Source organism: Pseudomonas sp. K2I15, from assembly GCF_002204795.1.
Lineage (GTDB): Bacteria > Pseudomonadota > Gammaproteobacteria > Pseudomonadales > Pseudomonadaceae > Aquipseudomonas.
Genome location: NZ_NIXO01000002.1, coordinates 215,775 through 229,529, shown reverse-complemented (window position 1 = coordinate 229,529; position 13,755 = coordinate 215,775). Strand labels below are relative to the sequence as shown.

The 13,755-nt window shown below is 59.4% G+C and carries 17 protein-coding genes; 10 read left to right on the top strand and 7 right to left on the bottom strand.

From position 1 onward, the window contains the following. The first annotated feature begins 22 nt into the window (after positions 1-22). Positions 23-1,243: a YgcG family protein gene (locus CEC48_RS03265; RefSeq protein WP_088422428.1), complete on the top strand. Its 1,221-nt coding sequence runs from the start codon at positions 23-25 to the stop codon at positions 1,241-1,243. 8 nt (positions 1,244-1,251) lie between these two features. Here CEC48_RS03265 and CEC48_RS03260 read toward each other — a convergent pair whose 3' ends face one another. Beyond that, on the bottom strand, positions 1,252-2,010 hold the full coding sequence (locus CEC48_RS03260) for an SDR family NAD(P)-dependent oxidoreductase (RefSeq protein WP_088422427.1): 759 nt from the start codon (positions 2,008-2,010) through the stop codon (positions 1,252-1,254). A gap of 160 nt (positions 2,011-2,170) precedes the next feature. Here CEC48_RS03260 and CEC48_RS03255 point away from each other — a divergent pair, with 160 nt between their 5' ends. From CEC48_RS03255 to CEC48_RS03245, 3 genes are all read left to right on the top strand, one after another. Continuing rightward, positions 2,171-3,100, top strand: a complete 930-nt coding sequence (locus CEC48_RS03255) for a helix-turn-helix domain-containing protein (protein WP_256579656.1) — start codon at positions 2,171-2,173, stop codon at positions 3,098-3,100. A 199-nt stretch (positions 3,101-3,299) separates the two neighbouring features. Next, positions 3,300-3,839 carry a GNAT family N-acetyltransferase gene (locus tag CEC48_RS03250; protein ID WP_176438653.1) on the top strand — a complete coding sequence of 180 codons (540 nt, stop codon included), beginning with the start codon at positions 3,300-3,302 and terminating at the stop codon, positions 3,837-3,839. Between the two features lie 216 nt (positions 3,840-4,055). Next, positions 4,056-5,045 carry an NAD-dependent epimerase/dehydratase family protein gene (locus CEC48_RS03245; protein WP_088422425.1) on the top strand — a complete coding sequence of 330 codons (990 nt, stop codon included), beginning with the start codon at positions 4,056-4,058 and terminating at the stop codon, positions 5,043-5,045. Between the two features lie 144 nt (positions 5,046-5,189). On the opposite strand, the gene CEC48_RS03235 is transcribed toward CEC48_RS03245, so the two are convergent. The 3 genes from CEC48_RS03235 to CEC48_RS03225 form a co-directional block, all read right to left on the bottom strand. Beyond that, positions 5,190-5,582, bottom strand: a complete 393-nt coding sequence (locus tag CEC48_RS03235; RefSeq protein WP_088422423.1) for a MerR family transcriptional regulator — start codon at positions 5,580-5,582, stop codon at positions 5,190-5,192. A 31-nt stretch (positions 5,583-5,613) separates the two neighbouring features. After that, positions 5,614-6,105: a GNAT family N-acetyltransferase gene (locus CEC48_RS03230; RefSeq protein WP_088422422.1), complete on the bottom strand. Its 492-nt coding sequence runs from the start codon at positions 6,103-6,105 to the stop codon at positions 5,614-5,616. A gap of 224 nt (positions 6,106-6,329) precedes the next feature. Continuing rightward, positions 6,330-6,572, bottom strand: coding sequence for a fructose-bisphosphate aldolase (locus CEC48_RS03225; protein ID WP_088422473.1), 243 nt, complete (start codon positions 6,570-6,572; stop codon positions 6,330-6,332). Between the two features lie 171 nt (positions 6,573-6,743). Here CEC48_RS03225 and CEC48_RS03220 point away from each other — a divergent pair, with 171 nt between their 5' ends. Genes CEC48_RS03220 through CEC48_RS03210 form a run of 3 tightly spaced genes read left to right on the top strand, consistent with a single transcriptional unit; the run spans position 6,744 to position 8,190 of the window. Next, positions 6,744-7,211, top strand: coding sequence for a hypothetical protein (locus CEC48_RS03220; protein ID WP_088422421.1), 468 nt, complete (start codon positions 6,744-6,746; stop codon positions 7,209-7,211). 50 nt (positions 7,212-7,261) lie between these two features. Next, positions 7,262-7,696 (top strand): GNAT family N-acetyltransferase, encoded by a 435-nt coding sequence (locus CEC48_RS03215; RefSeq protein ID WP_088422420.1) that lies wholly within the window; start codon positions 7,262-7,264, stop codon positions 7,694-7,696. A gap of 17 nt (positions 7,697-7,713) precedes the next feature. Continuing rightward, positions 7,714-8,190: a GNAT family N-acetyltransferase gene (locus CEC48_RS03210; protein ID WP_088422419.1), complete on the top strand. Its 477-nt coding sequence runs from the start codon at positions 7,714-7,716 to the stop codon at positions 8,188-8,190. Positions 8,191-8,421: 231 nt separating this feature from the next. Here the strand turns inward: CEC48_RS03210 and CEC48_RS03205 are convergent, their stop codons facing one another. Then, a complete protein-coding gene (locus CEC48_RS03205; RefSeq protein WP_088422418.1) occupies positions 8,422-8,898 on the bottom strand; it encodes an HIT family protein in 477 nt (158 codons plus the stop codon). A gap of 141 nt (positions 8,899-9,039) precedes the next feature. On the opposite strand from CEC48_RS03205, the gene CEC48_RS03200 reads away from it, so the two are divergent. After that, on the top strand, positions 9,040-9,369 hold the full coding sequence (locus tag CEC48_RS03200; RefSeq protein WP_088422472.1) for a DHCW motif cupin fold protein: 330 nt from the start codon (positions 9,040-9,042) through the stop codon (positions 9,367-9,369). 115 nt (positions 9,370-9,484) lie between these two features. On the opposite strand, the gene CEC48_RS03195 is transcribed toward CEC48_RS03200, so the two are convergent. Further along, positions 9,485-10,510: an NADP-dependent oxidoreductase gene (locus tag CEC48_RS03195; protein WP_088422417.1), complete on the bottom strand. Its 1,026-nt coding sequence runs from the start codon at positions 10,508-10,510 to the stop codon at positions 9,485-9,487. A 120-nt stretch (positions 10,511-10,630) separates the two neighbouring features. Here CEC48_RS03195 and CEC48_RS03190 point away from each other — a divergent pair, with 120 nt between their 5' ends. Next, entirely contained in the window at positions 10,631-11,479 is an 849-nt protein-coding gene (locus tag CEC48_RS03190; protein WP_256579655.1) for a LysR family transcriptional regulator, read from the top strand. Here the strand turns inward: CEC48_RS03190 and CEC48_RS03185 are convergent. Then, on the bottom strand, positions 11,464-12,378 hold the full coding sequence (locus CEC48_RS03185) for a LysR family transcriptional regulator (protein WP_088422415.1): 915 nt from the start codon (positions 12,376-12,378) through the stop codon (positions 11,464-11,466). The genes CEC48_RS03190 and CEC48_RS03185 overlap by 16 nt on opposite strands. Before the next feature lie 118 nt (positions 12,379-12,496). Here CEC48_RS03185 and CEC48_RS03180 point away from each other — a divergent pair, with 118 nt between their 5' ends. Beyond that, the gene (locus CEC48_RS03180; RefSeq protein WP_088422414.1) at positions 12,497-13,738 is read left to right on the top strand and encodes a cation:dicarboxylate symporter family transporter; all 1,242 of its coding nucleotides are present in this window, start codon (positions 12,497-12,499) and stop codon (positions 13,736-13,738) included. Positions 13,739-13,755 lie beyond the last annotated feature (17 nt).

The following is a 13,755-nucleotide window of genomic DNA, read 5'->3' as shown; positions in this document are numbered from 1 at the left end:
CAAACAGGGCGGTTATCAGGACATGCTGAAATTTCCAACGCGACAATCGCTGGGTGTGCTGCTCATCGTCTTGATGGGTTGGTTATGCCTCTCACCGGCCCAAGCCGAAGACACGGCGCCACCCGCACTGGCCAAGGTGCCGCTGGACCAGCGCGTGATCGACCTGACCAACACTCTCGACTCCGCGTCCAAGTCGCGCATGACTGCGCAACTTGCCGGCCTTGAGCAACGCAAGGGCGCGCAGGTGGCGGTGATGCTGCTGCCGAGCACCGGCGGCGCGGGTATTGAGGACTTCGCCAACCAGCTATTCCGCGCCTGGAAACTGGGGCGCAAGGACGTCAACGACGGCATCCTGCTGCTGGTGGCGAAGGACGATCGAAAGGTGCGCATCGAAGTCGGTTACGGCCTGGAAGGCGTGGTCACCGACCTGCTGGCCCACCGCATCATTGAAGAACACATCACCCCGGCGTTTCGCCAGGGTGATTACGCGGGCGGCGTGCAGCAGGCGGTGGACGACCTGACGGTGTTGGTGGAGGGCGGCAACTTGCCCGAGGTGGCCAAGGCCGGTATCCCGCTTGAGGCTTACGCCGTATTGCTCGCGTTTATCCTCGGTTCCGTCTGCGGCGTATTGATCGCTGCCGGCAAGCTGCATTGGCGCGCGGCGTTGATCACCAGTGTCGTCGTCACGCTGCTGTTGGTAGCTGTTGCAGGCGGTCGGGAATGGCCGATGTACTTGCTGGTTCTGCCGCTGTGCATAGTGATTGGCGGCGCAACCTTCGGTGCGTTGTGGCAGGCGCGACCGGCGTTTTACAGCCTGGTGGGACTGCTGGGTTACATCGGCGGGTTGCTGCTGGTAGACCGCAACGTCGCCGAGGTGTCCTTTATCAATTGGCTGGTGTGGCCGCTCGTGGGGCTGCTGGCGCTGGGGCTGATTCTGCTCCTGCTGGTGCTGATGAAAAGCGCCTGGAAATACAGCCGGCTGATGTTCGCCGCGCGTTTGGCGGCGGTGGTGGTTGCATACATGTTTGTGGGCCATTCCATCGACAACGGCGCCGACGGCTGGTTGCTGGCGGTGCCGCTTTGCCTGTTGGCGGCGTTGGTGCTGTTTGCCAATGGTTCGGGTGGATCAGGCTCGGGGTCGAGTTCGGGCGGGAGTTCGAGCTCCTCCAGCTCCAGTTCCAGCAGCAGTTCATCCGGCGGTGGCGGTTCCAGCGGCGGTGGTGGTGCGTCGGGGAGTTGGTGATGGTTTGCCTAGGCGCCTGCGCGAACGCTCATTCCGCCATCTGCCATAACCACCGCGCCCACGATGTATGAAGCCCGACCGGACGCCAGGAACGCTACTACTTCGGCGATTTCTTCGGGCTGTGCGGCGCGCTTGATAGGCGTTGTCTGGCCGTGCTGCGCGAGGAACGACGGGCCGTTCTCAACCACGTCGTTGAGGATATTGGTGACCACATCCCCAGAGCCCACGGCATTGACGCGTATCCCATGGTCAATCACCTCCAGCGCCAACGTGCGCGTCAGTTGGGCCAACGCCCCCTTTGAGGCGGTGTAAGCGGCGATGGTCGGGAAGGCTTGATAGGACGCATAGGAGGCAATGTTCACAATGGCGCCGCTGCGGTTGGGGATCATCGCCTTTATCGCTTCGCGCGAATGCAGAAACGCCGCGGTTACATTGACCGACTGGATGGCTTCCCAGTCTTCCCGGGTCATGTCAATCACCAGCTTGTTGATGATGATTCCGGCGTTGTTGACCAGGATATCCAGGCGCCCAAAGTGCTTGATTGCCGTGGCGACGGCTGTTTCAGCCGCGCCGTCCCGGGTGATGTCTGCCACCAGCGGTACCAGGCCGGGTCTTGCCAGTTGTTCCACTGTCGCGTTCTTGTCTTCAGCCACGACCTTGGCGCCTCGCTCATGCAATAACAGGGCGACGGCCCGGCCTATTCCGCTGGCGGCGCCCGTCACTAATACAACCTGGCCTTCAAATTCTTTGCGGTTATCGGAAGTCATAAAGCTCTCCAGTTCAAGCGTTCAGCGACAGGATGTCGCTGTAGCCGCCTTTACTGTCGGCCATTCAAGTGGCCACATCTGACGCGGTCTTGCCTGACTGTCGCGATATTGCTTTTTAATCACTATGATTGGCCATTCCCAACCGGTCTGGTGACCTGCCATGCAACCGCCAAAATCAGCGAAACGCCCGGATCAACAAGGCCGAATTCCTGCGCACAAGATGCCTGAATACCTGCCGGGGGCGACCCACCAGGCGGTAGGCAGTCGTCTGGATTCCGACGTGCAGATTCAACTCTACCGGCACCGCAGCACCACCCAGGACCTGATCATTCCGGCTGTCGCCGAGCCTCTGCTGGTCCTCGTGGTATCGGGTGGTGCGCAGGTGGAAGAGCGAGCGGGCGGGCAGGCGTGGACGACTAATGCAGTAACAGCTGATGACTTCTTCCTCACGATGTCACCCGAGCCTTATGAGATGCGTTGGCGCACCGAGCGGGATGCGGTCTTCGAGGTTGTGCATGTGTATCTGAGCCAGCGACTGCTGGGGCTGGCGGCGCGCGAGGTGCTGGTGGGGCAGGCGGGCGCGGTGCGTTTGCGCGACGTGTCCGGTGCGCGGGATGCGCAGGTCTCACACTTGATGCGATGCCTTCATCAGGAGGCAATCACGCACCGGCAAGCCAGCCCACTGTATCTGCACAGCATTGGCCAGGCGCTGGCGGTGCATCTGGTGAGGCACTACCTTGATGACAGTGGCGGTCTCAAGCAGGCCAATGCGTTGCCTGCCTACAAGTTGCACGGCGCCATTGAGCACATGCGCGCGGGGCTGGATCGTGACTTCAGCTTGTCGTCACTGGCCAAGGCGGCCGGCATGAGCGACTTCCATTTCAGTCGCCTGTTCCGCCGGGCCACCGGGTTGTCGCCGTCGCAGTATTTCATCCAGATGCGGATGAAAATGGCACGCCAGCTGCTGCTGGAATCAACCCTGAGCATCGTGGACATCGCGCTGGAAGTGGGGTACGGCAGCCCGAGCCACTTTGCCCAGGTATTCAGGCGCCATACCGGCGCCACGCCTCGCGAGTATCGCCAGAAGTAATCCGGGCTAGGCGGGCTTGTAAGCAATCCAGCCCTTGAAGCTGAAGCCCGCGTAATGGGGAACGCTGTGATGCGCCTCAATCAATGGTGCTCCCGGCAACACCCGCCGCCACCTGCTGGGGCGAATTCAGGCTGGCAATCGCAGAGATGTGCCGTTGTGTTAAAACGTTGGCCTTCCTGAATTTAAGAGCGCCCATCGAATGCTCCCCACCAACACTTCAGACATTCTTATCCGCGATGCGCTGCCCGAAGATGCGTTATGTATTGGCGTGCTGGGCATGCAGGTTTTTCTTGATACCTACGCCACCGAAGGTATTCGCGATTCAATTGCCGCCGAGGCGCTGCAAGCGTTTTCGCCGCAAGCGATCTCTGCGCTGATCGCACAGCCGGGCACCGCCATTATCGTCGCCGAAATCAATGGGCACCTTGTGGGTTTTGCCCAGGTTGCGATGGACGCTGGCCATGCACTGATCTCAACGCCGAAAGCGGCTGAGTTGCAGCGGCTGTACATCCAGGAACGGTTTACCGGGCTGGGCCTCGGTTACCGTTTGCTGCAAACGGCTGAACAGTGCGCCGGGCTGGGTGGTGCGTCGTTGTTGTGGGCGACGGTGTGGGTTGGCAACGAGCGGGCGCTGGGGTTTTATCCGCGCTGTGGCTATGAGTTGCTGGGCGAGCCGACTTACACGTTTCAGAATGAAACCCATGAAAACCGCCTGTTTGGAAAGATGCTGCACGCGTAGTCGTCAGAGCGTTTTGCTCAGGAACACGAGGCCGCTGCCAAGGATGCGCTCGGCGTCGGCATTCGGCGGGTCGCCGACTTCAATCAACTGCTGCGTCATTACGTTCTGTTCCCTATCACTGAGGCTTACCTGATTGACTCTGTCCCGAGGGGCAGACTTTATGCTTTTTCCCCTGCGAAGGAGGAAGGTTTTCTTCCTGCGAAAAGGAGAATCGGCATGTTATGTCTGGTGACGGGGGCGAATGGGCACCTGGGGAATAATCTGGTCAGGGCGCTGCTGGAGCAGGGCCATACGGTGCGCGCCGGCGTGCGCGACACAAACAATCGCGCACCATTCGCCGGGCTGGATTGCGAGTTGGTCTATGCCGAGTTGCTGGATCCCGCCGCGATGCTCAAGGCATTGGAAGGTGTCGAGGTGTTGTTTCAAGTCGCGGCGGTGTTCAAGCATTGGGCCAGGAACCCTGAAGCCGAGATCATCGAGCCCAACGTGCAGGGCACGCGGTGCGTAGTGGAGACGGCTGCCCGGGCGGGCATCAAACGCGTGGTGTATTTCAGTTCTGTCGCGGCGGTTGGGCATGACGGCAGTGCGCTGGACGAGGCGTGCTGGAATGACGAGGCGCACAATGCCTACTACCTGTCCAAGATTCTCTCCGAGCAAATGGCGTGGAAAACAGCTGAAGCATTGGGCGTGTGGATGGTCTCGGTATTGCCGTCTGCGATGGTCGGGCCGAACGCTGCACAGCTGACCGATACCATGGGTTTTTTGCAGTCGGTACAGCAACGCAAACTGCCGCTTGATCCGGGCTTTCATTTCAACTTCGTGGATGTGCGAGACGTGGCCGACGGGTTGATCCTGGCGGCGGAGAAGGGGCGCCCGGGCGAGCGCTATATCCTGGCCAACGAGCACTCATCGTCGCTGGCCGATCTGCTTGATGTGCTTGCGGGAGATTATCGCCAACCGCCACCCGCGCCGCGATGGCTACTGCTGGCGGTTGCATGGTTTCAGGAGCGGTGGGCGCAATGGACGGGAACGCCCGCGCAGTTGCTGCTCAGCCAGGTTCGTATGTTCTGGGGTGTTCGTCAGGAGTACAGCATCCTCAAGGCAAAAACCGAGTTGGGTTTCAACCCTCGGCCGCCTGAAGAGGTGTTGCGCTCGGCGTTCGGCTACCTTCAAAGTCGAGCGGACCAAACGCGAGCTACCCACTAGCAAATAACGTGTGGCGAGGGAGCTTGCTCCCGCTGGGCTGCGAAGCGGCCCCAAAACCTGCCTGCGGTTTACATCTGGAGAACCGCGGTGCTGTGATTGGGGCTGCTGCGCAACCCAACGGGAGCAAGCTCCCTCGCCACAGGTTCAGCGTTCGCTTGGCTTGGGCGGTGCGGTCCTCGGAGCCGCACCGAACAGTGCGTTCATCTCACCTTTGAGCGCGACCAGATGCAGATCCAGCGCCTGCAACTGCGCGATCTTTTCCTGGACTTGCTGGCGCTTCAAATCCACTGTTTCATGTGCCAGCACTAATGGAAACGCCTTCAGCCGATTCTTGGCGGTGATCAGCGGCCCCATCTCCGCCAGCTTGAAACCGGCCACCTGCGCCTTGCGGATAAGGTGGACGATTTCCAGATGGTGCGCGTTATAAATCCGGTACCGACCTTCACGCTGGGGTTCATTGATCAACCCCAATTGCTCATACAGCCGGATAGCTTTTGGTGTGCAGCCTGTCAGCTTGGCGAGTCGTCCGATGAACATACGCAAAATCCTTTTCTTGAGGCCCCCAGTATTAGATATCCATCACCATCTCATGCCACGCCATCCCGCCGTGGTCCGACGCCGACGGCTGCACATAGCGATAGCCCATGCGCTTATACAGTTCCACATGGCGGTCCTTGCACATCAGGTGAATGGTCTTCTTGCCCATCGCCTGCATGCGCTGGATAAATTCCGCCATCAACCGCGTCGAGTAACCCTTGCCCTGGTGAGCCGGATCCACCACCACCGACATGATCACCACATTCGGTGCGTCGGCTGAATGCCCGACCAACTCCTTGAAGGCCTCATCCGACATCACCACTTCATCGGCGCAACCGCAGTTGATGAAACCCACAACAACGCCATCCGCCTCCAGAATCAGAAAACCTTCCGGGTACAGCGCAATGCGCGTGGCGATCTTTGCCTGGGTGGCGGCTTCGTCGCCTTCATAGGCGGTGATTTCGATCTCGTAGCAACGGGCGGCGTCTGCGGGGTTGGCGTTGCGCAAGGTGAGGGTGGGCATTGGGTTTCCTGGAGCAAGTCAGTTAAACGAAAGCCCACATGATAGAGAAAGAACGCCCCAACAGCACCGCCGAACGCAAAACCCAAAAAAACACCCCAATCCCCTGTGGGAGCCGTCGAGCTTTAGCGAGGCCGCGATGGCGGCCTCCCTGACACCACCAAGATTCGCCAAGCGCTGTAACTAGAAAACCCGCAAATACGGGTTTTCTCAACGCTGGAAATAAATCAGCTGGCTACAGGCGTATGCATCCCACGCCGCTCAATCACCCCAAACACATCCGCCACATCCTGAACCAGGATTCGTGCGGTTTCGGCGGCAGTATTGATGTCTTGCTCGCCGAAATCAGAAACGTTGGAACAGGCCATCAGGTGGAGGTCTTTGATGGCGGCGTTTAGGCGTTCACTGACACACGCGTGGAGATCGCAGCGCTTCTGCCACACGGTCTCCCAGCGAGATTGCTCGGTTATGTGGTTATGAGCGGTACGCTTACTCTCTGGGCCGCTTAGGTAAATTCCTTCTCTCTTTTCAGATCGTGAGGCGGTAGTAACACGGTGCCACCGCCGGCAACCAATTTTTGCTACTGTCTGACTTTCATCGACAGCGAAAAAATGCCCGGCCATTTATAAGGACATATCGTAGTGCTTACCTTTGAAATCATCCCTCTGGATTCCATCGGCCCTTTGAAACTTGGGGCAGCCCGCGCAGAGGCCAGGGAAGCAATGCACGCCATCGGCTTCCCTCTTGAAAACGCCCGAGAGTCTCTCGATTATTTCCATCATTCTTGTATCCAAACCGAATGTGGCGCCGACGGGAATGTCGAATTTATTGGCATTTCATCCAGCCCGGAAATCACTGTTAGCTACAAAGGGCTGGATGTTTATTCGCTTGCAGCGCCAGAGCTGTTTTCGTTTATTGCCGACCATGATGCGTCTGGCCCTCACGTCTACAACACCTACCAATACCTGTTCCCCAACCAAATAATCACCTTGTGGGACGCTGATGAACAGTACGACCGGCAAGGTGAAGAAACCAGGCCTGTCTGGGCTCAAGTCGGTATAGGTAACAGCGCCTACATGGATGCTATCAAGGCAATCAAATCAAAGTAGCGGTGACCGCAGCAACACTCCGGCCCACACACACATCCAGGTTCAAGCCCATGCCCAACATTCGCATCATGACCCTCGACGACTACGACGCCGTCACCGACCTTATGCGCAACACCCCCGGCATTTCCCTGCGCGATGCCGACTCTCGCGAAGCCACCGCGCGTTACCTGGAGCGCAATCCCGGCATGAGTTTCGTGGCTGAGGTGGGTGGGGTGCTGGTGGCGTGTATGATGTGCGGGCACGATGGTCGCCGGGGCTATTTGCAGCATTTGTTGGTGCTGCCCGCGTATCGGCGCCAGGGCGTTGCGAACGCGCTGGTGGAGCGCTGCCTCACCAGCCTTGCGCAACTGGGCATCCGTAAATGCCACCTGGATGTGTTCAAGACCAACGAGAGTGCCGCCCGCTATTGGCAGGGCCAGGGCTGGCAGTTGAGGACCGATATTGACCGCTATTCGTTTACCCGACAGGGTGACGACAACGCCTGAAGTCCAGGGAGGACTGAATGTTTGAGATAAGACGCGCCACGCTGGCAGATGCACAAACCGCTTTTGATATTCGCTTGTTGGCCATACGCAGCCGATGTATCGGTGCGTACACGACGGAGCAGATGATGCTGTGGACCCGAGGCGCTGCAGAGGACGGCTACGACGCGCTGATAGACAAGCATTTTTACCTGGGATGCGTTGATGGTGAACCTGTTGCCACGGGCATGCTGGATCTGGCGAACAACGAAATCGGCGCGCTGTTTGTGCTGCCCGGGTTTACCGGACGCGGGATCGGCAAGCAGGTACTGGCGTATCTGGAGGCGTTGGCGCGGGAGTTGGGGATTGAGGACGTGATTTTGGATGCGACGTTGAATGCGGCGGATTTTTATCGGCGGTGTGGGTATGTCGGGAGCGAGCAGGCGATCTACCATTCGCCGTCGGGATTGCAGCTGGCCTGTATTCCTATGCGCAAACACCTAAACAGTTTGCGCTGACACACCAAAAAACCTGTGGCGAGGGCGCTTGCTGTGGCGAGGGAGCTTGCTGTGGCGAGGGAGCTTGCTCCCGCTGGGTCGCGAAGCGACCCCAATAAAGCTATCGCAATCTGACTGAAAGAACTCGCTGACCTTCTTGGGGCTGCTGCGCAGCCCAGCGGGAGCAAGCTCCCTCGCCACAGCAAGCTCCCTCGCCACAGCAAGCCCCCTTGCCACAGGTTATGTGCTGCCTCAGGTATTGAGTGCCGTACGTAAACATTGGATCACCTCGCTTACCGAGGGCCCTTGCACCTCCGGTGGAGTGGGGCTCTCACCAAACTCCCGCCAGATAAAAAGCGTCAGCTCGGCACCGTCGGTAGCATTCTGCTGCGCGCCGAAATTCTCCAGAACCCGATAGCGTTCATCCTGCCAAAACAGCGTCTCCACCCACCCGTAAACCGGAATGAAATGAAAGTGCAGCGGCAAGCCCGGCATATGCCCGAACCGGCTGATGTAAAGCCACTTCGGCTTCAGTTGCGCCTCCATGACCCGCTGGGTTTTGGCCAGCAACCCGCCCAACTCTGCCAGCGCCGCTTCGGGCATGTCAGCCAGCGAGTGTATAGGCGCCTTGGCACCCAGCATCAGGTAGCCCGGGAGCGCGGATGACAGGTGATGATTGAGCAGCCAATGCTCGGTCTCGTGCACAACAAAGGATGGATCAATCTTCATCGGCGGGCTTCCATGCGGGGAGGGTTGGCAGGATATCAAGAGTCGCTGGCCTGTATCCCGCAAATGCAGCGGATCTGTCTCTATCGCTTCGGGCACCTGACCGGTACGGTCTATCCACACGAATTTACCGCCGAGACAATCATGGACCTGACTGCTGTTCCCTTTGGCACCACCGACTGGTCGACCGTCGAGCCAGTTCTGCATCCCGGCGAAACTGGAAGTGCGTATTGGCGCACCTGCCAGTTCGGTTCAACCCGCGTGCGCATGGTCGAATACAGCGCGGGTTACCTGGCCGATCACTGGTGCTGGCGAGGGCATATCCTGCTGTGCCTGGAAGGTGAGTTGCACACGGAGCTGGAGGACGGGCGCCAGTTCACGCTGACCCCCGGGATGAGTTATCAGGTGGGCAATGACATGGAAGGGCATCGGTCGTCCACCGCCATCGGGGCTAAGTTGTTTGTGGTGGATTGAAGAAGCAACACCTGTGGCGAGGGAGCTTGCTCCCGCTGGAGAGCGAAGCTCTCCCAAAGATTTCAGGGCCGCTTCGCAGCCCAACGGGAGCAAGCTCCCTCGCCACAGGATTTTATTAAGCCAGTCGCACGATCAACTTGCCGAAATTACGCCCCTCCAGCAGCCCGATAAACGCCTCTGGCGCCTGTTCCAGGCCCTCGACAATGTCTTCGCGCCACTTCAGCTTGCCCTGGGCAATCCATTGTGCGGCTTCCTGCAAGAAGTCGTCCTGCTGCTGCTCAACAAACTCGGTCTGGATAAACCCGCGCACCGTCAGGCTTTTGGCGAGGATGTCATGCATCGTCGCCGGCAACCGGTCAACGCCTTCCCCAACCACCGAGCTGTCGTTGTAATGTGCGATCAGCCCACACACCGGCACCCTCGCGAAGTCATTGAGCAGCGGCCTGACGGCATCCCAAACGGCCCCCGAGACATTCTCGAAATACACGTCAATGCCGTTCGGGCACGCTTCGGCCAACTGCCGGGCAAAGTCCGGTGCGCGATGGTCGATGACCGCATCAAAACCCAGTTCGTTTTTCACAAACGCGCATTTCTCCGGCCCACCCGCGATACCCACGGCGCGTGCGCCCTTGATGCGTGCGATCTGGCCAACCACCGAGCCCACAGCGCCGCTGGCCGCCGCGACTACCACCGTGTCTCCCGGCTTTGGCTGGCCGATATTGAGCAGCCCCGCATAAGCGGTGAAGCCCGGCATCCCTAGAACCCCCAATGCGGTGCTGGGGTGAGTGACGCCCGGGTCCAGAAGCCGCAGATCAAGGCCATCCGAGAGCGCAAAACGCTGCCAGCCTGCATAGGCAAGCACGATGTCTCCCTCTTGCCACAACGGATTCCGTGAATGTTTGATTCGCGCCACTGTGCCACCCACCATCACCTCGCCGATGCCCACCGGTTCGGCATAGGACTTGGCCGCGCTCATGCGCCAGCGCATGTAGGGGTCGAGGGAAAGGTAGAGGTTTTCAAGCAGCACTTCCCCTTCGCCAGGCTCGGGAATCTCGCTGTACTCCAGGCGAAAATCGCTTGATTGCGGGCGCCCGTCGGGGCGGGCGGCGAGCACGATGCGTTGGTTCTGCAATTGGGTCATGACGTTCTTCCTGATTGATAACGTGTCAGCAGAGTAGTCATGCCCCGGCTATCGAGGTAGGGTGATAGCTGTTGATTCAGAGTTAATCCAAACATGATATCCGATGCGTTTGAGCCCTATTTGCTACGAACCTTCATCTGTGTGTGCCAGCACGGCAGCCTGAGTGGCGCGGCCCAACAGGCGGGCAGGGCGCAATCGGCCCTCAGCGCGCAAATCCGTCGGCTGGAGAAGTTGCTCGGCCAGCGCCTGTTACGCAGGACGGGCCGGGGCGTGGTGCCCACCACCGAAGGCGAACTGCTGCTGACCTACGCGACGCGCATTCTCGCCCTGGGCGAGACGGTAGCGGCACGCCTGAAAGAGCGCACGGTGATGGGCAACGTGCGCGTTGGGCTCTCGGAAGACGTGGCGGTATCGGCGTTGCCGGCGGCGCTCGGCCGGCTGCGGCGCGCCTGCCCGCATGTGCACCTGGAGGTCGTCGTGGATCACGGCGACGCGTTAGCCGAACGGTGGCATGAAGGCGAGTTGGACGTGGCCATTGGCGTCAGCGCATCGTTCAACGCCGACCCTGTGCACGCCTGGAACGTCGAGCTGTACTGGGTGTGCGCGATTGATGACGAAATCGATCCGGCCCTGCCGCTGGACGTGATCGTGTACGCCGAACCGTGCGCCTGGCGGCGCTTGATGTTTGATGCCTTGCTGAATGCCGGGCGGGATTTTCGGGTCACGGTGACCAGCCCGAACGTGGGTGTGATTACCGCAGCGGTTGAAGGTGGATTAGGTGTGGCCTTGCTGCCGGCGGAGAATATTCGGCCTGAAACCATGCGTGTTATCTCATTGGCCGAAAGCGGCGGGCCGGTCTTGAGCGTCAACTACGGGTTGTTCGCCGTACCACGCCAAAGCGACAGCATCCGTGCGGCAGTGGAACTGCTCACCGGGAGTTTTCACGCGATGACTCACCCCTTGCGATAAACCCCCGCCAACTCCCGCGCCAACTCAATAAAATTCTGCAACGGCGCCGACGGATTGAACGTGCGCCGCACCAGCGTGATCGGCGCCAGCAGCCTTGGCCGCGCATCGCTGATCCGGCAATACACCACGCTCTCGCGATGCACATCGCGCATCGACGCCGGCACCACCGAGATGCCTTCACCGGCCGCCACCAGGCTGACGTTGGTCAGCATGCGTTCCACTTCAAAGGCAATCTTGGGTTCAAAACCTGCGTTCTGGCAGGCCTTGATCAAGTTGGCGTACATCCCGGGCGCGCCGGGGCGGCGGACCAGGATGAAGCGTTCGTTTTTAAGGTCGGCCATGGTGATCTTAGGCGTGTGGCCCTTGAGCAGCGGGTGCCCGACGGGCAGGGTCAGCAGCATTTCTTCGTTGAGCAGGCGGTGGAAGGTCAGGCTCTGATGGCCGCTGACCGGGGCGCGGACGATGCCGATGTCGATGCGCTTTTCGATGGTGTCTTCGGTGACTTCCCGGGCGCTGCCTTCGTTGATCGAGAGTTCCACGCCCGGGTATTGCTCGCGGTAGGCGCGGATGATTCGCGGGATCAGCGGGTGGGCGGCGGCGGAGCTGGTGAAAGCGATGACCAGCGTGCCTTCGATGCCCTGCGCGGCGCGGGCGGCCTTGAGGGAACCTTGTTCGACGCGGGCGAGGATGATCCGCGCTTCATCGAGAAACACCCGGCCCCCGGCGGTCAGGTCGACGCCCTTGGGGTGGCGCTTGAACAGGTCGAACCCCAGCTCTTGTTCCAGGGCGCGAATCTGTTGGCTGAGGGGCGGTTGCTGCATGTTCAGGCGAGCAGCGGCGCGGGTGAAATGTCGCTCTTCGGCCACCATGATGAAATAACGTAAATGGCGAAGTTCCATGGTGGTATATCCCGTGACAAGACTTTATTATTTGTGGCCCGAATGCGCCTTGGCGACCAATATGCCGAAAGTGGCCTGATACGACAATAACAATAAATAAAAAGACCATGGAGTATTGATGCCTGCACGACTCTTCAATAATGCCACTCTGCCCATTTTGATTGCTATTGCACTTGGTATGGTGTTGGGGCTGCTTTATCCGGGCGTCGCGGTTGAGATGAAACTGCTCAGTGACGCCTTTATAAAAGTGGTCGGGTTACTGATGCCGTTTCTGTTGTTTGTGCTGGTGTCGACCGGTGTCGCCGGTATCAAGCGCGAACCCCATCATCGGCATGTAGTGGGACGGATTGTCATCTATTTTCAGCTGATGTCCCTCGCCGCACTGTTGCTTGGGATGGCGATGGGGTTGTTGTTCAACCTCGATCATGTGGTGTTGACCAGCCTGGATTTTGATCACCTGACAGCGCCCGTCGCGCCAGAAAAACTCTTGCGCGAACTGTCCGCGACCGCTATTTCATCCAGTCTCTACAGGGTCTTCACCCAAAGCCTGGTGCTGCAGGTGATGTTGGTGGCGGTGCTGTGCGGGCTGTTGCTGGGGCGTGGCGGCAAGGTCGGCAACCGCTGCCTTGGTTGGCTGGAAGCAGCCGTCGCCGGCTTGTTCTGGCTGCTGCGCTTTATCTTGAAATTCGCACCGCTGGCGGCGTTTGGCGCGATGGCATTTGTGGTGGGAAAGTACGGTGTAAGTTCTGTATTGCCACTGTTTAAGTTTATTCTTGTTATTTATCTGGCGTGCGCGGTTTTCGTCATTTTAGTGTTCGCTACGATTGCACGCCTGGTCGGCGTTAACTTAACTCGGCTAATTGTTTACTTGAAAGAAGAATTGTTGTTGGTGACGTTTACCGGCTCGTCAGTGGCCGCACTTCCTGGCTGTATCAGCAAACTTGAGGCGCTGGGCTGTGATCGCCAATTAGTGCGGCTGGTACTGACCACCGGCTACACCTTCAACTTGGCGGGCACCAACATTTACCTGACCACTGCGATCATGTTCCTGGCGCATTTGGCCGGGGTCGAGATTGCCGTGCCCGAGTTGCTGGCGGTGCTGGTGATCTGCCTGTTCACCTCGCTCGGGTCCACGAGTGTCGCGGGTTCGGCGCTGTTTACCTTGATTGCCACCTTGAACATCCTGCAATTGGTGCCGCTGGAAGGGGTGGGTTTGTTGCTGGGCGTGGAGCGGCTGATGAAGTGTCGGTCGTTGACCAATGTGTTGGGCAACTGCGTGGCGTGCCTGGCGATTTGCGGGTGGCAAAGATCCCTGGATCATCAAACCTGTAGGCGCGAGCTTGCTCGCGAAGGACGTTAATGCTGACGCGGGGTATC